This window comes from Streptomyces diversicolor (genome assembly GCF_057537855.1).
Map to the genome: position 1 here is coordinate 62,197 of NZ_BAAJXA010000007.1, position 20,366 is coordinate 82,562.

General features: G+C 70.6%; 15 protein-coding genes. 6 read left to right on the top strand and 9 right to left on the bottom strand.

The genetic code is table 11. From position 1 onward, the window contains the following. Window positions 1-37: 37 nt before the first annotated feature. Window positions 38-1,297, bottom strand: a complete 1,260-nt coding sequence (locus AC27LF_RS10130) for an exo-beta-N-acetylmuramidase NamZ family protein (protein ID WP_479664347.1) — start codon at window positions 1,295-1,297, stop codon at window positions 38-40. A 316-nt stretch (window positions 1,298-1,613) separates the two neighbouring features. Here AC27LF_RS10130 and AC27LF_RS10135 point away from each other — a divergent pair, with 316 nt between their 5' ends. Continuing rightward, on the top strand, window positions 1,614-2,525 hold the full coding sequence (locus AC27LF_RS10135; RefSeq protein WP_479664348.1) for a phosphotransferase family protein: 912 nt from the start codon (window positions 1,614-1,616) through the stop codon (window positions 2,523-2,525). A 188-nt stretch (window positions 2,526-2,713) separates the two neighbouring features. Here AC27LF_RS10135 and AC27LF_RS10140 read toward each other — a convergent pair whose 3' ends face one another. From AC27LF_RS10140 to AC27LF_RS10160, 5 genes are all read right to left on the bottom strand, one after another. Continuing rightward, on the bottom strand, window positions 2,714-4,240 hold the full coding sequence (locus AC27LF_RS10140) for a protein kinase domain-containing protein (RefSeq protein ID WP_479664349.1): 1,527 nt from the start codon (window positions 4,238-4,240) through the stop codon (window positions 2,714-2,716). A 242-nt stretch (window positions 4,241-4,482) separates the two neighbouring features. Continuing rightward, on the bottom strand, window positions 4,483-5,481 hold the full coding sequence (locus tag AC27LF_RS10145) for a LuxR C-terminal-related transcriptional regulator (protein WP_479664350.1): 999 nt from the start codon (window positions 5,479-5,481) through the stop codon (window positions 4,483-4,485). Between the two features lie 151 nt (window positions 5,482-5,632). Then, window positions 5,633-9,481: a S8 family serine peptidase gene (locus tag AC27LF_RS10150; protein ID WP_479662652.1), complete on the bottom strand. Its 3,849-nt coding sequence runs from the start codon at window positions 9,479-9,481 to the stop codon at window positions 5,633-5,635. A 193-nt stretch (window positions 9,482-9,674) separates the two neighbouring features. Then, window positions 9,675-10,481, bottom strand: a complete 807-nt coding sequence (locus AC27LF_RS10155; RefSeq protein WP_479662653.1) for an alpha/beta fold hydrolase — start codon at window positions 10,479-10,481, stop codon at window positions 9,675-9,677. A gap of 45 nt (window positions 10,482-10,526) precedes the next feature. Further along, the gene (locus AC27LF_RS10160) at window positions 10,527-10,985 is read right to left on the bottom strand and encodes a cupin domain-containing protein (RefSeq protein ID WP_479662654.1); all 459 of its coding nucleotides are present in this window, start codon (window positions 10,983-10,985) and stop codon (window positions 10,527-10,529) included. Between the two features lie 125 nt (window positions 10,986-11,110). On the opposite strand from AC27LF_RS10160, the gene AC27LF_RS10165 reads away from it, so the two are divergent. After that, window positions 11,111-11,734 (top strand): TetR/AcrR family transcriptional regulator, encoded by a 624-nt coding sequence (locus tag AC27LF_RS10165; protein ID WP_479662655.1) that lies wholly within the window; start codon window positions 11,111-11,113, stop codon window positions 11,732-11,734. Window positions 11,735-11,912: 178 nt separating this feature from the next. Here AC27LF_RS10165 and AC27LF_RS10170 read toward each other — a convergent pair whose 3' ends face one another. Genes AC27LF_RS10170 through AC27LF_RS10180 form a run of 3 tightly spaced genes read right to left on the bottom strand, consistent with a single transcriptional unit; the run spans window position 11,913 to window position 15,676 of the window. Further along, window positions 11,913-12,956: a LacI family DNA-binding transcriptional regulator gene (locus tag AC27LF_RS10170; protein WP_479662656.1), complete on the bottom strand. Its 1,044-nt coding sequence runs from the start codon at window positions 12,954-12,956 to the stop codon at window positions 11,913-11,915. Between the two features lie 54 nt (window positions 12,957-13,010). Then, the gene (locus tag AC27LF_RS10175) at window positions 13,011-13,958 is read right to left on the bottom strand and encodes an ROK family protein (protein ID WP_479662657.1); all 948 of its coding nucleotides are present in this window, start codon (window positions 13,956-13,958) and stop codon (window positions 13,011-13,013) included. Next, window positions 13,955-15,676: a class I mannose-6-phosphate isomerase gene (locus AC27LF_RS10180; protein ID WP_479662658.1), complete on the bottom strand. Its 1,722-nt coding sequence runs from the start codon at window positions 15,674-15,676 to the stop codon at window positions 13,955-13,957. The genes AC27LF_RS10175 and AC27LF_RS10180 overlap by 4 nt, the downstream gene beginning before the upstream one ends. 358 nt (window positions 15,677-16,034) lie before the next feature. Between AC27LF_RS10180 and AC27LF_RS10185 the strand changes: the two genes are divergently transcribed. The 4 genes from AC27LF_RS10185 (at window position 16,035) to AC27LF_RS10200 (ending at window position 20,347) form a co-directional block, all read left to right on the top strand. After that, on the top strand, window positions 16,035-17,282 hold the full coding sequence (locus tag AC27LF_RS10185; protein ID WP_479662791.1) for an ABC transporter substrate-binding protein: 1,248 nt from the start codon (window positions 16,035-16,037) through the stop codon (window positions 17,280-17,282). After that, window positions 17,279-18,241 (top strand): carbohydrate ABC transporter permease, encoded by a 963-nt coding sequence (locus AC27LF_RS10190; RefSeq protein WP_479662659.1) that lies wholly within the window; start codon window positions 17,279-17,281, stop codon window positions 18,239-18,241. The genes AC27LF_RS10185 and AC27LF_RS10190 overlap by 4 nt, the downstream gene beginning before the upstream one ends. A 3-nt stretch (window positions 18,242-18,244) precedes the next feature. Next, entirely contained in the window at window positions 18,245-19,060 is an 816-nt protein-coding gene (locus AC27LF_RS10195; RefSeq protein WP_479662660.1) for a carbohydrate ABC transporter permease, read from the top strand. 204 nt (window positions 19,061-19,264) lie between these two features. Continuing rightward, complete coding sequence (locus AC27LF_RS10200) at window positions 19,265-20,347, top strand: glycoside hydrolase family 76 protein (RefSeq protein ID WP_479662661.1); 1,083 nt, start codon at window positions 19,265-19,267, stop codon at window positions 20,345-20,347. Window positions 20,348-20,366: the final 19 nt, after the last annotated feature.

Consider the following 20,366-nt stretch of genomic DNA (forward strand, 5'->3'; position numbering starts at 1 on the left):
CCATGCCCTGTGTTCCAGGGTGTTCGCCCGGGGCTGGTCAGCGGTAGAGGAGGTAGTGGCGGCGGAGGTCGCGGAACGCCGCCAGTTCGCTCGCCCAGGCCGCCGCCACCTCGTCGGCCCCGGCACCCGCGTCGATCATCGTGCGGACCCGTGTGCTGCCCGTCAGCCGGTCGATGTTGAGGTCGGACCGCCAGGCGAAGTCGCTCCAGACGCGCTTCGCCGTCACCAGCAGCGCCACTCCCGTGTGCACGGGGTCGTACACGTCCCGGTCGTGGACGTGGATCTGCACGCCGCCCACCGTCGTTCCCTGGAACTTCGAGAAGGTGGGGGCGAAGTACGCCTCGCGGAACCTCACTCCCGGCAGGCCGAGGGCGTCCGCGGCCTCGGCCCACCGGGCGTCGATGCCCGCGGCGCCGAGCAGTTCGAAGGGACGGGTCGTGCCGCGCCCCTCCGACAGGTTGGTGCCCTCGAAGAGGCAGGTGCCGGAGTAGACGAGGGCGGTGTCGGGCGTGGGCATGTTCGGGCTCGGCGGCACCCAGGGCAGACCGGTGACGTCGTAGAAGTCCGAGCGCCGCCATCCGGTCATGGGCACCGTCTCCAGGTGCACCGGGGCCGGCAGGAACTCGCCGTTGAACAGCCGTGCCAGCTCCGCGGCCGTCATGCCGTGCGCCTGGGCGATGGGCTGCCGGCCGACGAAGGACGCGAACTCCTTGTGCAGCACGGGGCCCAGCGCGCGGCGTCCCGTCATCGGGTTGGGCCGGTCCAGGACCACGACCCGCTTGCCCGCGAGCTGTGCGGCCTCCATGCAGTCGTAGAGCGTCCAGATGTACGTGTAGAAGCGCGCGCCCACGTCCTGGATGTCGAACACCACGGTGTCGATGCCGGAGGCGGTGAAGATGTCGGCCAGTGGCTGGCCGTTCTTGAGGTACGTGTCATACACCGGCAGGCCCGTCGCCGGGTCGTCGTAGCGGCCCTCCGAGCCGCCCGCCTGCGCGGTTCCGCGGAAACCGTGTTCGGGTCCGAAGACGGCGACGAGGTTCACACGGTCGTCCGCGTGCATGACGTCGACGATGTGGCGTACGTCGCGGGTCACGCCCGTCGGGTTGGTGACGACGCCGACGCGTTGGCCGTCCAGCAGCGCGTATCCGTCCTCGGCGAGGCGTTCGAAGCCGGTGCGCAGTCGGTGGCCGTTGCCGTGGGCCGCGGCGGCAGGTGCGGTGGCGGCGGTCGTGCCCGTGACGGTCAGGGCCCCCACGGCCGAGCCGGCGGCCAGCAGATTCCGTCTGGACAGGTTCATGGTGTGACCTCCGTGCTCTCCGCGACCGCGACGAACGCTTGTGGTTGTCGAGTATCTGAAGACCGAGCCCACAGGTCAATAAGTAACGCACAGGCTTTGGTTGTGGTTACTTTTTGACGCACCATGGCCTGGATCGCGAAGTCCGCGAAGACGGGCGCGACCCTGACAGGCGCGGACGGGGTGAGCCCGGCACCCCTCCGGGAGTTTCTGGTGCGGCCCCGAAAAAGCCTCGCGCGGGCCGTCGGCCGGATGGTGGGATGGCACGGTGACCGATCACGGTGAGGCGGCGGCTGTCCGGCCGTTGACGCTGGCTTGGGTGAGGCGGCACCTGGCGGTGGGAGAACGGATCGTCAGGACCGAGGCGCTGCGCGGTGGTATCACCGCCGAAATGCGGAGGCTGACCATCGCCACGCGACACGGCGGCAGCCGTGACCTGGTGCTGCGGAGCTTCGTCGGTCCGTTCTGCGCGGGGCACGCCGAGGACTCGCTGAGCAGAGAGGCCGGCGCCCTGACCCTGCTCGCGGGGACCGGCGTGCCGGCCCCTGGGCTGGTCGCGGTCGATCCGACCGCCGCGCATGGTGAGTATCCGTCGCTCCTGATGACGCATATGCCCGGCCGGACCGTCCTCGATGATGTGGGACTGGAGGCGCGCGTGCCGCTGCTGGCCCGTCAGCTCGTGGCGATCCACGCGGTGCGACCCGCCGAGCGGCCCCGGACGTATGTGGCGTTGACGACCGCCGAGACCGTCGTCGTTCCGGCGGGCGCCGACGCGGCGGCATGGGCCGCGGCGATCGACATGATCCGCTCGCCCGCGCCGCCCTATGCGGGGCGGTTCCTGCACCGGGACTTCCAACCCGGCAATGTGCTCTTCGACGTCCCGCCGCTACGGCCGGAAGATCCCCGGATCACGGGGGTCGTCGACTGGGCAGTTGCCTCCTGGGGCCCGGCGGACCTCGATGTGGCGCACTGCTCCACCCAGCTCGCGCTGCTGCACGGCCCGGCGTGGGGTCTGCGGTTCGCCGAGGCGTACGAGGAGGCTGGCGGGGTGCTGGCCGCTGCATCGAACGAGCGGTTGTACTGGCAGGTGCGGGACGCGTTGGCGTGCTCAGAGGAAGTGCACCTGGTGTCGCAGCCGTGGCGAGAGGCGGGGAGGACAGAGCTGACGACGCGAGCCGTCGAGGAGCGGCTGGATGCCTATGTCACCGCCCTGCTGGACGCGCTGGGCTGAAGCCGAGACGGTCTGCTGCACCTACGGCACCTTGTCGGTCGACGTCGAGGCCGGCCAGGCCATGGGCGTGCCGCCCGACCGAACCTCGCAGGCGGTGATCCGGACCGGGGCCCGCGGCAGCTCAGGGCCAGGACCGGATCGGGGTGGTGACGCGGCCGGGCCCATGCCCCCGAGGGCGCGGGACTCCGTCAACCGTCCGTTCCGGCCGCCCACAGCACGGTGTCGCCGGACTTGATGACAACGTTTCCGTCGGCCTGGAACACGAGGACCGCTCCCGGGTGGCCATTGGTCTGCGAGGCCCACAGCGGCTGCCCGCCGCTGTTGTAGACGACCAGGTTGCCGTCCGTCTGGAAGCGGGCCGAGTTGCCCTCGCCGACGGTCATCGTGGCCCAGCGCGCCTTGTCGTGCTGGTCGTTGACCACCAGGTTTCCGTCCTGCTGCATGACCAGGGTCCTGGCGCCGGTACCCACGGAGTCTCCGGTGGCCAGCTCGAACGTGGCCCGTATGACCTTGAGTGCCGCGCCCTTGTCCTGGGGCTCCCGGGACTCCTGGGCCGAGGCCGACGGCGTCTTCCCCGTGGTCGCCGAGGCGGACGGCGGTCCCTGCGTGGACGGGGAGGATTCGGCCGAGGAACGCTGCGTACCGAAATGGACGACGGCCACCACGGCCGCCACGACCGCGACCGCAGCGACGGCCGTGGTCAGCAGCCAGGCCCGCCGACGGCGATTGCCGGGCTCCGCCGGGGTGTCGAGGACGGTGTCGGACCTCATCGTCGGTAAGGCCGATCCCTGACCCGCGGTGGCCGCGAGGTCGACTTCGGTGCGCGCCCAGTGTTCGGCCTCGGTGAGCTGTCCGGCGAGACCCGTGGGGCATTCCTCAGGCCAACGCCCGATCCGGGCACCCTTCTCCTCCAGCCATCCGCTCAGCTGGGCCGCCGTCGGGCGCAGCTCCGGGTCCTTGGTGAGGCACGCGGTGAGCAGCGGCACCAACTCCGCGGGGACTCCTGTGAGGTCGGGTTCCTCGTGCACCACGCGGTACATCAGGGTGGCCGCGGGGATCTGTTCCCCCGCGCGTGAGAAGGGGCCGCGTCCGGTCGCGGCGTACACCAGCACGGCGGCCAGCGAGAACACGTCGGCGGGTTCGGCGGCGACACCGCCGACGGCCTGGTCCGGCGCGAGAAATCCGGGGGAGCCCACGGAGACGCCGAGGCGGGTGTGCCGGGCATCGTCGGCGGCCCGTGCGACACCGAAGTCGATCAGCCGGGGACGGTCGCGTGCCAGCAGGACGTTCCCGGGCTTGATGTCCCGGTGTGCGAGGTCGGCCTGGTGCACGGCCTGCACGGCGCCGCTCAGTTCGGCGGCGAGTGACAGCAGCGCGGTCCGCGGCAGGGGGCCGTGGGCCGTGACCCATTCGGCGAGCGAGGGCGCGGGCACATACTCGGTGGCCAGCCACTGCGGGCGCTGGCCCGGGGCACTGTAGTCCACGACGGTCACGGTCCACGGCGAACGGACCCGGTCGCTGTTGCGTATCTCACGGGTGAACCGCTCCTCGAACCCCGGCTCCGAGCTGAGATCGTCGCGGATGGTCTTCAGTGCGAGCAGGCGGCCCGACCCCGTACGGGACAAGAACACCTGCCCCATGCCTCCCGCGCCGAGCCGGCCGAGCAATGGATAGCCGCCTATGGACGTCGGGTCCGAAGGCTGAAGGTTTTTCATGACGACTTTTCCCCGGAAGTGTGCCTCAGGTTCGGACCACGCGCTGGGGCCTTGGCCTGCGTGCTGGTGAGCAGGGTGGTCCGCGCTCGTAAGTATGCCGGACGGGATCGCCCTGCGTCGTTCTTTCCAACTCGTCGGCGCCGAGCGGAGGTTGCACCGGCCCGGGAGTTCGCACGAGCACCGATGGATCGGACAGCCGCGGAAGACACCCCGTCGGTCCGGCATGGCCGGCGAGCACAGGCTCAGAGCCAGTTCCGGCGGGCGGCCTGCCAGGCCAGCTGCATACGGGTCTCGGCGCCGGTGAGGGCCATCATGTGCTGGATGTGCCGTTGGATGGTGCGCCGGCTCAGTTTCATCTGGCTGGCGATGGCCTTGTCGGCGACGCCCGCCACAAGCAGCGACAGCAGTCGGCGGTCGGTTTCGGACAGGGCGCCCGCGCCGTGGTCGTCGGTGCCGTCGACGGTGCCGGCCGCACCGACGCGCAGCGGGACGGCGTCCTCCCAGTAGCGTTCGAAGAGAGCTGTCAGCGCGTCCAGGAGACTGCTGTCGCGCAGCAGTGCCGCCGTCGGTTCGCCGGGGTTGCCGTGCGCGCCGCCGGGGACCAGCGGGCAGATGGCGATGGCCCGGTCGGCTATGGCCAGACGCAGCGGGAGGTGGGGTACCGAGCGGGCGATCTCACCGGCGCGCACGCCTTCGGCAACGTTGTCGATGGCTCCCTCGTCGTCGAAGAACGCCTGCTCGTACAGGACCCGGTAGCGCACACCGCGGGCGAGGGCGTCGTACTCCGCGCGGTTGCTGCCCGACGGCATGGCCACGTACTGGGCCTTGCAGAACCAGAGCATCTCGTGGCGCGCGTTGTCCTGCATCCGGCGCAGATGCTCACGCAGCGCCTCCGCCCCGGTGATCACTTCGATGAGCTGGCCCGCGTCCTGGCGGCGGCGTGCGCTGCGGTAGCTGTCCAGCAGGTCGCCGACCGCGGTGCGGGCCTTGTCGAGGGCGTCGGCGTGCCGCTGGAGCCGGGGCAGCAGTGCCACGTCGGGCGGCGTGGCGGCGAAGTGCGGCGGGTCGCGGTCGGTGGGGGTGGCGAGCCCCTTGCCGCGCAGGGACACCAGGGTCGACTCCACGGTGTCGGGCGGGAGTCCGGTCTGATCGGCGATCTCCTGGACCGACGCGGTCGCGGTGCCGACCAGAAGGCGGTAGACCGTTTCCTCACGCGCTGTCAAGCCTGCCGCCTCCAGCATGCCTTACCCCTTCTCGTCTCCGTCCGGTCCCGGGCGAAGCGGCCGGATGTCGTTGACGTTCGTACTGTAAGGCCCTGGTGCAAGCGTCGGCGGGCGCCGGGGCTCCTCGGCCCCGGCGCCCGCCGGTGTCACTCGCTGTACCGCTCCGCCGTCACCGCCGCGCGGATGGCCCGCGGTGCAGGTAGGCACGGTCGATGGTCTGCCGGACGCCGTCGCCGGCGGCGTCCGTCGCGGTGACACGCAGCGTCACGAACGCGTCCCCGTGCACCGAGGAGGGCCGCTCGACGGTGGCGGTGAAGTCCGTGCCGCCGCCGTGCCGGCTCGTACGGGCCGTGGTCCAGGTCCGCCCGTCGTCGTACGAGGTCTCGACCTTGAGCGACACCCCGCGCGGTGCGGCCAGGCCGTCCGGCATGCGCACGCGAAGACCCACGGTGTGCGACCGGCGCGGACCCACCGCGTTGCGGACGTCCACGGGCACCGCGTAGTCGACCTGGAGCAGGGGCAGCAGGGCGCTGGTCGCCGCGGTGTCCGAACTGAACGTCCAGGAGGTCGTGGTGCCGGTGCCGAACCGCCAGTCGGACGAGGCGCGGGCGGTGGTCAGGTCGAGCCGGTAACCGGCCTTGCCCGCGGGCACCTCGAAGTCGCCCCACGCGCCGTTGTCGGACTGCGCGACGCGCCGGCCGTTGCGGTACAGCTCCGCGCGGGCCACGTCGCTCGCGTCGGCCGCCGCGGCCGCTCCCGTGCCGATGCCGCCCAGCGCGGAGCGCTCCGCGAACGACCAGTGGCCGGCCTCGGAATCGGTGAACTCCGCGATGTGGAACGACAGGGTGTCGCCGTTGCGCGCCGAGGCGGGCCAGCCCGTCACACCGTGCGGGATCGACGGCCGCACCGGGGCCGCGAACCACCGCTCGGTGGCGCGCTGTCCGGGCTGGTAGGTGTGGGCCGCGTCACGCATCCCGGCGCCCAGCTCGACGTCCCGGTCCATGACGGTGTCGTGGTGCACGGTGTGGCTCCACCGCGTGTCACCGGCCGTCACATATTCCGTCCGTTCCTGGCCGGTCGGCACGTCGCGGGTGTACTGGTTCCAGGCCGTGTTCTGGTAGGGCCGCCATCCGAAGCGCTGCTCGCTCGTCCAGGCGGAGGCCCCCGTGCGGGTGTAGGCGGCGCGCACCACCGCGCTGTTGCGGTCGGAGACGGTGTGCACCAGGTGTTCGGGGATGCGCTGCTGGGACACCTGCATCACGTCGTACAGGTACGGGCTGCGGACCGTGCCGGAGAAGTTCACCGAGGTGGAGCGCTTCGCGGCGCGCCTGAGCAGGTCGGTGCCCTCCGCCGTGCCGGCCCGCATGACGGGCAGGGCCAGGCGGTCGCCCTCCGGGTGCCAGCGCGTCCAGGGGTAGGAGCCCTGCGGCATCACGAGCATCAGCGCCTTGGCCCCCGCGTCCGCCGCCGCCCGCGCAAGCGCCCGGTCGTCGCCGTAGTCGTAGCGGATGACGGCGAGCTTCCCGCGCACGCGGGCGGCCCTCAGGTCGGCGGCAGTGCCCGCGCCGGCGTCCACCGCGGTCAGACGGACACCCTTGTCGTCGAAGACAGGGGAGGTCGGCAGGTAGTACGGGGTGAAGGCCGAGGAGGTGCCGGACACCTCGGCCCGCAGCTGGGGCGCCGTCATCTGCCATCGGGAGGCGAACTCGAAGGTGCCGTCGGTGACCTGGGCGGTGGGGCTGACGTAGATCCGCTTGGCGATGTCGAAGTACATCACGCCCTGGAGCAGGCCGTGGCCGTCGATCTTGCGGTACGTCTGGTAGCTGAGGATGCCCCGCTGCTCGGCCGGCTTGGGCGTGCGGATCCGCACCTCGGTGACCTTCGAGGCGTCGAGCGTCACCGTGGTGTCCTTGGCGACCGTCACCTGCGGGTTGATCACCTCGCGCAGTTCCTGGCCGTCGGCGGCGTTGTCCAGCGTGCCGTAGTCGACCTGGTACGTGCCCTCCTCGACGACCGCGACCGCGGGCTCGGCGCTGGTGTACGAGACGAAGCCGTCGGCGCCCCAGATGGTCGGCAGCCAGCCGGGGAGCACCTTGCCGTCGCGGTCACGGACGACCACGGTCAGCCGGTGCTGCGGAGCGTGCACGACCAGGGAGAGCGTGGTGTGGGCGACCACCGTGCCGTCGGCGCGGCTCGCGGTGACATAGCCGTAGTACGAGCCGCGCTTGGCGTTCTTGGCGTCGGTGCTCAGCGGCACGTCGGCGGAGGCACCGGGAGCGAGGTGCACGGTGGCTGCCGCGGGCGTGACGACACCGGACGGCAGGGGGATGCCGTCGGCGTTCGCCAGGGCGGCGGTCAGCTTGAGGTCGACGGGCCGGTCACCGGTGTTGGTGTAGTGCAGGACCGCCGCCTGCCGCTGCCCGCCGGCGCCCGTCTGCAGGGCGGGCAGGGTCACGCCGCCGGTGGCCGTGACCGCTCCCATCGCGGCGGCGACGTCGATCCGGCCGCCGCCCTGCTCGGTCACCCCGGTGCCGGCCACGGTGCGGGCCGTGCTGGTCAGGGCGTCCTTCACCTGCTGCCCCGTCCACTGCGGATGCCGTTGTGCCAGCAATGCCGCCGCCCCCGCGACATGCGGGGTCGCCATCGACGTACCGGACGCGCTGGTGTAGTTCGCGTCGACGGGATCACCCATCGTGGTGCCCGCGGCGCGCGCGGCCACGACACCCACACCGGGTGCGGTCACATCCGGCTTGACGGCCTTGTCACCCGGGCGGGGGCCGCGGCTGGAGAACGAGGCGAGCAAGTCGTCGCGGTCGACCGCGCCCACGGTCAGCGCGGCATCCGCCGAACCCGGCGAGCCGATCGTCGAGGGTCCGTTCTGGCCGGAGTTGCCGGCCGCGACCACGAAGAGGGTGTCACCCGACGCGGAGAGCGTGTTGACGGCCTGGCTCATCGGATCGGTGCCGTCGGACGCCCCGTCCGAGCCGAGGCTCATGTTGACGACCTTGGCGTGCTCGGCCGCCGCCCACTCCATACCGTCGATGACCTGCGACTCCGAACCGTAGCCGTCGTCGCCCAGCACCTTGCCGACCAGCAGCTCCGCCTTCGGCGCCACACCGCGCCGCTTCCCGGCCGACGCGGCACCCGTTCCCCCCACGATCGACGCCACATGCGTACCGTGTCCGAAGTGATCCTCGGTGTTGGAACTGCCCGAGAAGTCCTTGGACTTCGCGATCCGTCCCACCAGATCCGGATGGCGCGCGTCCACCCCGGTGTCCAGCACGGCCACCTTCACGCCCTGGCCCTCGAAGCCGGCCTGCCACGCCGTCGGCGCGTTGATCTGCGCCGTAGTGCGATCCAGTACCGGAGAAACCCTGCCGTCCAGCCACACCCGGGGCGTCGCCGCGGCACGGGCCGCGCCGGATGCGTCGCCGGGGGTGAGTGTCTTCCAGAAGGCGCCGAGATCGCCGACCGCCACGCGCAGCGACCGGGCGTCGATGCTGTCCAGGCGGCGCTCGTCGGCGGACGCCATGGTGAACGCGGCGACCCGGTCCGCGACGGCGGCCGCGGCCTTCTCGCTCTTCGCCGTCGTCCGGACCAGGCCGGGACGCGGTGCGGCGGAGACGATCAGCGGCAGCGAGCCGGCCGCCTCGTCGTACCCCTGGGCCATCAGGGTGGTGACGTTGAACAGGCGCCGGTCCAGCGTCCCGGCGGCGACCAGGTCCGCGGCGTCCGCCGGCAGCACCGTCAGGTCGCCGCCGTCCTCCTGGTATGTGCGGAACACGATCCCCTCGCGCCCCGGCCCGGGCTCCACCGACGCGGTGTTCCGGCCGTCGGCGCCCGGCGTCACGCTCACGCGGTCGCCGGTCACCAGCCGCAGGGTCGTGGGGTGGGCCCCTGGTACGGCGGCGGGTCCCGCCGCGCCCACTTCGGATGTCTGCGCGGACACGGACTGCACACTCCCAGCGGTCAGGAGCAGTCCTGTCGATATCGCCGCCGTCAGGCGGATCCATGCCATCAGCCGAGCACCTTTCGTTCAGCGTGTGGTCACGCGCCATCCGAAAGAATCTGCTGATGTCCAAGCACATGTCACGGCCCTCGGGTGTCACAGCTGCGACATGTCGCAACGGCGCCAGGGCATGGACCCGTTGACGTTTCACCCCGGTTACGGACTCTTTGCCGGTGGCTGTGCCGTGTGCGTCCTACGACGGTCAGGAGCGCGGCCGGTCGGTGGCGTGGGCCTCGGCGAAGTCCCACAGCACCGGGAGCAGTTGCTCGGGGGTCTCGGCCTGGGGCATGTGGCCGGTGCCCGCCAGCAGACGGAACTCCGCGTCCGGGATGGCCTGCGCATAGGCGCGGCCGTAGTCGGTGTCCACCACTTGGTCGGATTCCCCCCAAGCGACCAGGGTGGGGTGGGTGACCTTGGCGAGGCGTGCGGGCAGGGCCGGATCGGCCATGGCGTGCGGGCCCGAATAGACCTGCAAAGCGGCCCGGTTGGCGGCCGTCACCGCGCGCTGGGTCTCGGTCAGCGCGCTGGGGTCGAAGCGGAACTTCGACGGGTCGTGGAAGGACAGGCGCGACAGCTCGACGGGGGTCAGGGAGAAGGTGTCGGCTATCGGGTGCCCGGGGACGGGGATGCCGACGGCATTCACGAGGGTGACGCTGCTGATCCGGTCGCTGCCCAGGGCTGCCAGTTCGGCGGCGATCCAGCCGCCGATCGAGTTGCCGACGACGGCGACGTCGTGCAGGGCAAGTTCCTCAAGCAGGTGTGCGTAGACCTGGGCCAGGGTCGTGACATCGGTCAGCCATGCGGGGCGGTCGGTTCCGTCGAAGCCGGGGTGGACGGGAGTGAAGACCCTGGCCGGCCGCTGCTCGGCCAGGAGAGCGGCGAAGGGGGTGACGGTCTGCGGGCCGCCGCCTCCGTGCAGGAGCAGGAAAGGCCGCCCCCGCTGCCCGTCGCGCCCGACGGTGACGTCGAGGGTGCCCTGGTCCAGAGCGAGTGTGTGGGTGGTGGTCATGGATGCTCCTGAGAGGTGGGCTGTGGCGGACGGTGTGCGGTCCGGTCAGGCGAAGTCGGTTGCGGGGACGGTGGCGTAGCGGCTCATGACCGCGATGGTCGACTCCGGGGTGAGATCCTGACCGCTCGCGATCATGGCCCGCAGGTCGCGGAAGTACTGCACGTACAGGTCAGGCGTAAAGGTGTTGAGGATCACCGCGGGCGTGTCACCGAGGTTGGCGAAGGTGTGCGGGGCGCCGGGCGGGATCATGGCGAGTGTGCCCGCCGGTGCCACATGGGTGGTGTCCCCGATGGTGAAGTGCACGGTGCCGGAGACGACGTAGAAGCCTTCGTCGTGCTGGGCGTGGCGGTGCTGGGGCGGGCCCTGGGTGTGCGGGGCGATGGTGATCTCTCCGATGCCGAGGCGGTGCCCGGTGGTACTCCCGTCCTCCAGGATGCGCATCCGCGTCGCACCGAGATGGATCGTCTCGCCGTCGTCCGGGCCGATCACGGAAACCGTGCTCATCACGCCTCCTTCATGAGAGTTGACTCTCACGAGGGTAGGAGGGCACACGCTCGTTATGCAAGCCAGCTCTCATAACGAGGGTCGGATGTTAGGATCTGGGCAGATCCGACGGAGGGAGCCTCAGCATGGGGACGCACACCGGCGCCGGCCGCACGAACCAGAAGCTGCGCACCCGGACGGCGATCGTGGCGGCAGCCCGGGGTCTCATCGACACGGGTGCCGAAGTGACCATGCCCGCCGTCGCCCGCGCGGCCCTGGTGTCCGAGGCGACCGCGTACCGGTACTTCCCCGATCTCCCCTCGCTGATCACGGAGGCTCTGGCCGGCGTCTGGCCACCCCCCGCCGTGGCGCTGGCACCCGTCGCCGAGTCCACCGATCCCGTCGAACGCGTCGCCTTCGCCTGCGCATACCTGCTTCGCGGCATCCTGGCGCGCCAGGGCTCCGTGCGCGCGATGATCGCGGCCACCATCACCCGTCCCGAGACCGTCGCCGCCCGGCCCGGGATCCGCTTCGGCCTCATCGACCACGCGCTCCTGCCCGCGCAGGACACGCTCGGCTCGGCGGACCCGGATGCGTTCGCCCAGCTCAAACGCGACCTGGCGGTGGCGGTGAGCGCCGAGGCCCTGTTCACGCTCACCGATCTGTGCGGGCTCGATCCCGAGGAGGCCGTCACCAGTGCCGTACGCACGGCGATCACCCTGACCAAGGCCGCCCTGGGGCCCGATCACGCGCCTCGCAGCAGCGGATGAACCGCGGGACGGGGCGACCTCACTCAGACGGCGGCTCTTGAGCCGTCCCGGGCACGCCGTTCGGAGCACGGCGAGCCCAGCGGCAACAGGCTCCGCTCACGGCAGGGTTGGCGCAGAGATGCCTCAACTGGCCACCGTGGTCCGGTGGCTGGTCAAGGGCGAGTGCTCCCGGCGGTCGTCATGCGCTGGGTGGCGGTGTACCGCAGACGCGTTCGCCAAAGTGCGGGCCGTAGCGGACGACGCGGGTCGGGACGGTGACGCGGCGGGAGGCGGGCGGTTCGGAATCCCGGTGGCCCAGGCGCTCGATGAGAAGGCGTGCGGCCTGCCGGCCGATCTCGTCAGCGTCGTACGAGACGAGCGTCAGCGGAAGACCGAGGATGTCGGAGAGGTCGAAGTCGTCGAAGCCTGCCAGCGGAAGGGTGATCCCGGCCTTGTAGAGCGCCCGGATCGCGCCTTGGCTGATGCGGTTGTTCGTGCAGAACAGTGCTGTGGGTCGCTCGGGCAGGCCGAGGAGTTCGAGCACCGCCTGCTCGGCCGTCGCGGCGTCGACGAGGCCCTGCCGTACGAGGGCGTTGTCGGGCTCGACGCCGGTTTCCTCGTGTGCCGCCCAGAAACCGCGCAGCCGTTCGGCCCCCGTGTACAGCGCCGGCGGGTTGCCGAGGAAGGCGATGCGGGTGTGTCCTTCTGCCAGGAGGCAGGCCGTGGCCTCGCGGGCCCCGTGGAAGTCCTCGACCAGCACGCAGTCGGTGTCGAGTCCGGCCGGTGGCCGTGCGGCGAGGACGACGGGGACATGGCGCATGGCGGCGGCCAGGTGCTGCTGCCGGCTGCCGGCGGGGACGACGATCAGTCCCTCGACCCGGTGGTCGATCAGGCCGTCGACGAGGCCGGGCTCGCGTTCCACTCGTTCGCCGGTGTTGCTGAGCAGCATCCGGAAGCCGTGTTCGGTGAGGACTTCCTGGACCCCGAGGGCGAGACGCGAGTAGAACGGGTTGGCGAGGTTGGTGACGACGAGACCGATCATCCCGCTGCCGCCGAGCCGCAGGCTGCGCGCGGTCTCGTTGCGGCGGTAGCCGAGACGGTCGACCGCGGCGAAGACACGTTCGCGGGTGGCTTCGGAGACGCCGGGGTCGTTCTTGAGCACCCGCGAGACCGTCATGGCACTGACCTGCGCGAGTTTCCCGACGTCATGCATGGTCGGCCCGCCGCCTCGGCGAGCGGTCATGGCCCCTTCTCCTTCCTGCCGGCCCAGGCGGCGTCCCGGATCCGGCATCAGCTCTCAGGGCGCGCCCGGTGTGTCGTGTGCCCAGTGGGCGGCCCCGATCAGCGGTGCCTGAGCGGGCTGCCTGGCCGGCAGCACGCGCGCGGTGGTCCCACCGGTCCGAGCCAGCCCTGCGACGAACGCGGGGTGGATCAAGTCCCACGACTGGGCCATGGAACCACCGATGACCACCGCGGTGGCCTCGAAGCGGTCGATCCATGGGGCCAGGGCCTGGCCGAGGGTGTCGAAAGCGTAGCGGAAAGCCTCCAAAGCGGCCGAGTTGCCCTCGCCGGCCAGCGCGGCGATCACGTGGACGTCCGGGAGGGCTTCGTCCGGGAGAGCTTCGTCCGCGACGCCCTCAAGGCGGGCGTAATGCGCGCGGATGGCGCGGCGCGAGACCAGGTCCTCCAGCGGCCGGCCGTGCACGGTCAGTCGGTACACATGACCGCAAGGGGGCACGTGTGTGCCGTCGTGCACGGGCCGGCCGCCGCGCAGGAACGACGAGCCCACGCCGGTGCCCAGCGTCAGGCACACCACACGCTCGTGCCCCGCGGCGGCGCCGGCGTGATATTCGCCGATGGCGAAGGCGTCGGCGTCGTTGAGGAAGCACAGTCGCTCGGCCCGGTGGGCCAACCGCCGGCGCAGACCGGCCCCTACGTCGACGCCGGAAAGGGACTCGAACTTGCCGATCCCTGTGAAGCGGCCGATTCCGGTGTCGTAGTCGAAGGGGCCCGGCATGGCGACGCCCCAGCGCAGCCGGTGCTCGGCGGGCAGTTCCAGGGCGGCCAGGGCGATGGCGTCGAGGATGCCGTCGGCCGCGGCGTCAGCGCCCAGGGGCCTGCGCAGCACCGAGGAGGGCAGAGGGCGGCTGGTCACGGGGTCGACGAGGGCGGCGGTGACATGTGTTCCGCCGATGTCGAGAACGGGGATCGGCGCACCGGCTCGCTCGGCGACGGCCCCGGTCATGGCTCGACCACCAGGGCCTTGACGATGTGTACCTCGCCGGTGCCCACCGAGCGGACGCGGTAGGGGCCGACCGCGGCGGGCACGGTGATGGTCTCCGCGAAGGCCAGGAAGTGGCTGCCCGCGTCGCGGGTCTCGATGACGGCGCCCTCGCCCGCGGCGAGGTTGAGGATGTGGAAGCGGCCGGCGGTGTCGTCGGCGATGTCGGCGTCCGGGGCCACGACGAGGCGGTGCACCGCGTAGAACATCTCCGGCAGGGCGCCGATGACCTCCTCGCGCCAGCCCTCGCCGGTGCGCAGCGTGCGCGGCTGCTGGATCAGGTCCTTCGTCACGTCCTGGCCGCGTCGAGCGGTGTCCAGGTTGGCGAAGCCGTGTTCGTAGGGCAGGGGCCGGGACGCGCCGGCGGCGTCCTTGCGGAGCCAGTCGTAAAAGCGCAGGGAGTACAGATACGGCGTGGCACTCACCTCCAGCACCAGGTTGCCCGCGCCGGAGGCGTGCGGGGTGCCCGCGGGGATCATGAACAGCTGGCCCACGGTGGCCGGGTGGGTCTGGATGTGGTCCTCGACGGGCAGCGGGGTGCCCTGGGTGATGGCGTCCTCCACCTGGCGGCGCATGACGTCGAGGTCGGCGTGCTCGGTGAGACCGAGCAGCACCTGGGCACCGGGCTCGCTGGCGGTGACGTAGTACGTCTCGTGCTGGGTGTAGGGCCAGCCGAACACCTCCCGCATGTACCGCTCCCGCGGGTGGCAGTGCAGGGACAGGTTGCCGCCCCCGACCGTGTCGAGGTAGTCGAACCGGATCGGGAAGGAGGTGCCGAACACGCGGTGGACCTCCTCGCCGAGCATGGCCTGAGGGTGAAGGACGCAGAGCAGCTGAAAGGGTATCTCGACCTGCGGCCCGCTCTTGTCGCCGACGAGGACGCCCGCCTCGGGCGCGATCAGCTCGTAGCCGAGGGCGGTGTTGCCGGCCTGCGGGGTGAAGCCCAGTTCGCTCGCCGCCCACTGGCCGCCCCACGGGGTGGAGTTGAAGTAGGGACGGGTGCGCACGGGCCCACGGGCCAGGCGGGCCAGGGTGGCGCGCAGCGCGGCGCCGTCCAGTGAGGCGGGCGATGCCGCGTCCTGCATGTCGATCCACCGCTCGACCTGTGCCGCGTACGCGTCGCGGTGCCGGTCCAGCACGGGCCAGTCGGTGTAGAACAGCCGCACCAGATCACCGGGTTCGCCGGGGCGGCCCAGGTTGGCGCCCACTGGCAGCCGTCCGTGTGCCACGGCGGCCTCCGCGTACCGCTTCGGCAGGTCCGCGTACCACAGCACATCGGGCCCGCACAGGGCCGCGCCCGGCCCGAACACCACGAGTACGCCGTCGCCCGAGGGTTTCTCGGCCCGGGGGACGGAGTCGAAGAGATCCGCGACCCGCGCCTTCGACAGGGGGGTGAAGAAGGGGTCGTCGGCGGGGACGGGCCGAGCGGCGATCCGCTCGGCACCTGCCGGCGCACAGTGGCGGCGCACGTCCAGCAGCTCCACCTCACGCCCCGCGGAGCGTACGGCCGCCGCAAGGCCGTCGGTCAGCGCACCCCAATCCAGCGCGGCAGGACCGTCCACCGACAGCACGAGCGGACCCGGCGGCAGCGCGGCGACCGCGGCCGGCCAGCCGACGACCACCTGCCCGCCCACAGGCGGGTAGCTGGGGTGGGGATCGTACGAACGAGACGCGGACGGCACATCTTCTCCTCGTTAGGCTCCACGATGTTCGTTAACGATAACAACAGCTGGCCGAAGCGGTCCACCCCTCGATCCCCAACGGATTTCAATGACCAACTCCCATTTGACCTGCTGTTCTTTGGACTGTTGGACTCACCGACGACTTCAGATGGCGACGAACCCTTGATGTCGCCGGAGTGTTGTCGTTAACCTCCGGGCAACACGCACCCGGCAATTCAGGCGTTTCTCCTGGCCCCACGTGTGTTCACTGGCTCACATCCGGCCATGCAGGTGGCCCGTTCGGTGAAGGTGATCAATGACAGCAGGCACGCCCCGCCGCGCAGCAGCGCCGCTCGCCCGGCGTCGCTTTCTCGCCGGGATGACCGCAGGCGCGGTCACTCTCGCGGTGGAAGGCTGCGCTCGCGGAGACAGCACGTCCCCGCAGCCGGGGACCACGAGCATCTCGAATGACAACGCCACCTGGGACGAGGGGTACCGCTCGGCCGGCCAAGCACTCAGGAAGATCACCGGTTATGCGCTGCGGCCGTTGTCGAATCCCTCGGTGACGTCCTATCAGCAGGTCGTTCAGATGACTCTGCAGACCTCGAAGGCCTCCGACCTGGTCAAGTGGGCTTCCGGCTACCAGCTCAAGCGCCTGGCACGCGCGGGCGGGCTCACCGACCTGTCGGACGTCTGGGACGGGTACGCGGCCAAGGGGTGGGTGCGCGGTGCGACACGGGAGACGGTGTCGTACCACGGGAAGGTCTACGGCGTTCCGCTGTACGAGTCGTACTACGTGCTGTTCTACAGCAAGCCGGTGTTCAAGAGGCTGGGGCTGTCGGTCCCGGGGAGCTGGGCCGAACTGCTGCACTGCGCGGACGTCCTCAAACGGAACAAGATCACGCCGTTCCTCGCCAGCCAGGTCGGGGGCTGGCCCGCGATCGAATGGTTCCAGGAACTCGTCACCAAGGTCGATCCGCGCTTCTACCAGAAGCTCGTGGCGGGCGCGGCCTCCTACCTCGACGCCCCGGCCCGCCAGGCGATGGACATCTGGCACGACTTCATGCGCAAGGGCTGGATGACATCGCCCGACTTCGACCAGGCCCGCGGCCCCGGCGCGATCAAGGCCGGCACCGTGGGCATGTTCCTCCACGGCACATGGCAGGCGCAGGGGATGAGCGCCGTCGGTATGAAACCGGGCGTCGACTACGGCGCGTTCATCCTGCCCACGGTGCGGCCCTCCACGCCCAAGAGTGTGATCACCGAGTCGGGTGTCTTCGCGGTTCCCACCCGTGCCTCCTCGCATGCCGCGGCCATGGCGAACGCCGGGTCCTGGCTCGCCCCGCCCGTCCAGCGCGTGTGGAGCGATTTCCTTCAGGACAGCTCCGCCAATCCGACGGTGCGCTCGGCCAACCCGGTCGTGGCGGAACTGCAGCGAGGCATCGCGCAGGAGCGCCGGCTCCCGCTGATCAGGTACTGGGAAGCGAGCCCACCGAGCCTCATCCAGGGCAACAGCGACGACCTGGGCGGCTTCATGGCCGGGCAGACTTCGCCGGCCACCACGCTGCGCCGGATGCAAGAGCGTGCACAAGACGAATGGGCGGCCTGGAGGCGTGACGAAGCATGAGTACTTCCTCGACCGAGCACCGTACGTCCACGGCCGGCGGCGGACTTTCGGCAGCGCCTCCCGGCGACGCCCGCCGTTCTCCCGTACCGCACACCTGGCACAGAGGGCGTGAACGCCTGGCGGCCGGGACGTTCATGGCTCCGGCGGTGCTCCTGGTCGCCGCCTTCCTGCTCGCCCCCTTCGTGTGGACGCTGTATCGCAGCTTCTTCAGCGACACCAGGACCTCTCCCTTCAGCGGGTTCGACAACTACTCGCTGTTCGCCTCCGACCCGGCGCTGGCCCGCTCCATTCAGAACACGCTGATGTGGGTGGCGGGCACCGTCCTGCTCCCCTTCGTCCTCGGGCTTGCCATCGCCTACCTGACCAACGCCACCCGCTGGTCGCGGCTGGCACGGCTGTGCGTCGTGCTTCCCTACGCGCTCTCGGGCTCCGCGGTGGCGGTGGTCTGGAACTTCATGCTCACCACCGACGGCGCCGTCAACCAGGTCCTGACCAGCCTGCATCTGGGCTCGCTCGCCCAGGGATGGCTGCTGACCTGGCCGGGCAACACCGTCGTGATGATCCTCGCCAACGCCTGGCAGGCCACCGGCGTGGCCGTCATCCTCTTCCTCGTCGGCCTGCAGTCCATCCCGCCGGAGACCGTCGAGGCAGGTGCCCTGGACGGCGCGGGAGGCTGGCAGCAGTTCCGCCACATCATCCTGCCCCAGCTCAGACCGGTCTCGATCATCGTGATCGGCATGAGCCTCGTCAACGGCCTCAAATCGTTCGACCTGATCTGGGTGCTCACCCAGGGAGGCCCCGGACGAGCCACGGAAACCCTGGCGGTGTCCATGTACAACGAGACCTTTCTGGAACTGCGGCCCGGCGCGGGAGCGGCGATCGCGGTCGTCCTCACCGTGATCGTGCTGGCGGCTTCCTGGATCTATCTGCGCCGACAGCTCGATGTGAAAGGCGAATAACCGATGTCCCTGGGCCGAGGTCTACGCAATGCCACCGTCGTGGTGCTCGCCGTGCTGTGGCTGGTTCCGACATGGCTCCTCGTCGTCAACGCACTGGTGCCGGCCGAACGTTACTCGGGCAGCCCGCACTGGCTGCCGCAGAGCTTCGGACTGTTCGACAACATGTCCCAGGCCCTTGACAAGGCCCAACTCGGGCCCGCGCTGGGCAACAGTCTGCTGTACGCCGTCGTCAGCGCGCTCGCCGCCGTCGTGCTGGCCACATGCGCCGCGTTCGCCACCGTCATCATGCCCGTGAAGCGGCAGGCGCTGTGGTTCTGGCTGATCTACTCCGGCACCCTGCTGCCCTTGCAGGTCTTCATCCGGCCGCTGTTCCTGTCCTACGCGAAGTCGTCCCTGTACGACACACAGATCGGGCTGGTGCTGATCTACACGGCCATCGCCGTTCCGTTCGCGTTCTTCGTCATGCGCAACTACGCCCTCACCCTGCCGCGGGAGGTCGTGGAAGCCGCGCGCATGGACGGTGCTTCCTGGTGGCGGCTGTTCTGGCAGATTCATGTCCCGCTGTCCCGATCCGCCATGATCGCCGTGTTCGTGTTCCAGTTCGTGGCCGTCTGGAACGACCTGATGTTCGGCATCACGCTCACCACGAGCCGCAACATCCGGCCCGTCATGGCCGCGCTCGCCGATCTGCAGGGCAACTACTCCAATGTCGGGCCCCCGGTCGTGCTGGCCGGCGCCCTGCTCGTCTCCCTGCCGACCCTGGTGGTGTTCTTCTCCGCACAGCGCTTCTTCGTCAGCAGCCTCAAGATCCACCGCTGATCCGTGCGCTCCTGCGCCTCTCCTCGTTCCTCTTCGCCCCTGCTCGCCCCTGCTCGCCCCCGCTCATCTTCTCCCTCGCTCCGAAGGGTAACCATGCTGAGATCGCTGCTCCGTCGTGCCACCGTGACCGCCGCCTGCGCCGTCCTGCTCTGGAGTGCCGTCCCCGCGCACGCCGGGCCCGCTCACCCCGTACGCCCCCACCCCATGTCCCCCACTGTGTGGGCCGACCGCGCCACCAGCGCCTACAACGCCCTGCAGACCCACCTGTACGAGGGCGCGGACCAGCACGGCCTGTACCTGGAGCGCACACCCCGGCAGGCGACGGACCGCGAGCACTCCTACCTGTGGCCGATGCGCGAGGCCGCCGCGGCGACCGTGGACATGCAGCAGCTCCCCCGAACCGGCCCCGTCTACCGCCCGGATGCGGCGGAGCGCTTCAACACCATCGAGCTGTACTTCGCGCCCGGCGACCGGCCGGGCTACCAGTCCTATCTGCCCGCCCCGCTGGGATCGGGCGGCGATGTGTACTACGACGACAACGCCGTGGTCGCGCTGAGTCAGCTCGACCAGTACGAGCGCACCGGCGACCGTACGTTCCTCACCCGGGCCGAGCAGGTCGTCGCCGTCGTCATCCGGGCCTGGGACACCGACCCCGCGAAGGCATGTCCCGGCGGGATGGACTGGTTCGACTCACCCGACAACACCGTCCGTGCCACCAACGTCACTTCCCTGTCCGCCCAGCTCGCCGCACGGCTCTACGAGCACACCCGCAACCGCACCTACCTGGAGAAGGCCGAGCAGTGGTACGGCTGGGTGTACTCGTGCATGCGCCAGTCACCGGGCCTGTACGCCAACGACCGCGGCGACGACGGCAGCACCAACCCGACCCTGTGGACGTACAACTCGGGCTCCATGATCGGCGCGGCCACCGCCCTCTACCGCGGCACCGGCGACGCCGCCTACCTGAACAAGGCGGTCGAGGACGCTCGCGGCTCCCTGGCGTACTGGACTCAGGGCAGCCGTCTGCATGATCAGCCGGCCATTTTCAACACCTTCTACTTCAAGGACCTGCTCGCCCTGGACGCCGTCCGCCCCGACTCCGCCTACGTCAAGGCCATGAGCGCCTACGCGGACAGCACGTACGCCGGCAACCGGGACGCCACAACCGGGCTGTTCCACTTCCAGCCCTCGGGCGGCGGCGATTACGATCCGCGGATTCCGGCCGAGACCCTGGAACAGTCCGCCATGGTCCAGATCTTCGCCACGCTGGCCCGCACCACCCGCTGAGGCCACCGTCCTCGGCGAG

What these genes read in the sequence shown, in the direction of transcription:
- AC27LF_RS10130 (WP_479664347.1), bottom strand. Translation starts at nt 1,297, where the DNA reads ATGAACCTGTCCAGACGGAATCTGCTGGCCGCCGGCTCGGCCGTGGGG.
- AC27LF_RS10140 (WP_479664349.1), bottom strand. Translation starts at nt 4,240, where the DNA reads ATGAAAAACCTTCAGCCTTCGGACCCGACGTCCATAGGCGGCTATCCA.
- AC27LF_RS10145 (WP_479664350.1), bottom strand. Translation starts at nt 5,481, where the DNA reads ATGCTGGAGGCGGCAGGCTTGACAGCGCGTGAGGAAACGGTCTACCGC.
- AC27LF_RS10150 (WP_479662652.1), bottom strand. Translation starts at nt 9,481, where the DNA reads ATGGCATGGATCCGCCTGACGGCGGCGATATCGACAGGACTGCTCCTG.
- AC27LF_RS10155 (WP_479662653.1), bottom strand. Translation starts at nt 10,481, where the DNA reads ATGACCACCACCCACACACTCGCTCTGGACCAGGGCACCCTCGACGTC.
- AC27LF_RS10160 (WP_479662654.1), bottom strand. Translation starts at nt 10,985, where the DNA reads ATGAGCACGGTTTCCGTGATCGGCCCGGACGACGGCGAGACGATCCAT.
- AC27LF_RS10165 (WP_479662655.1), top strand. Translation starts at nt 11,111, where the DNA reads ATGGGGACGCACACCGGCGCCGGCCGCACGAACCAGAAGCTGCGCACC.
- AC27LF_RS10170 (WP_479662656.1), bottom strand. Translation starts at nt 12,956, where the DNA reads ATGACCGCTCGCCGAGGCGGCGGGCCGACCATGCATGACGTCGGGAAA.
- AC27LF_RS10175 (WP_479662657.1), bottom strand. Translation starts at nt 13,958, where the DNA reads ATGACCGGGGCCGTCGCCGAGCGAGCCGGTGCGCCGATCCCCGTTCTC.
- AC27LF_RS10185 (WP_479662791.1), top strand. Translation starts at nt 16,035, where the DNA reads ATGACCGCAGGCGCGGTCACTCTCGCGGTGGAAGGCTGCGCTCGCGGA.
- AC27LF_RS10190 (WP_479662659.1), top strand. Translation starts at nt 17,279, where the DNA reads ATGAGTACTTCCTCGACCGAGCACCGTACGTCCACGGCCGGCGGCGGA.
- AC27LF_RS10195 (WP_479662660.1), top strand. Translation starts at nt 18,245, where the DNA reads ATGTCCCTGGGCCGAGGTCTACGCAATGCCACCGTCGTGGTGCTCGCC.
- AC27LF_RS10200 (WP_479662661.1), top strand. Translation starts at nt 19,265, where the DNA reads ATGTCCCCCACTGTGTGGGCCGACCGCGCCACCAGCGCCTACAACGCC.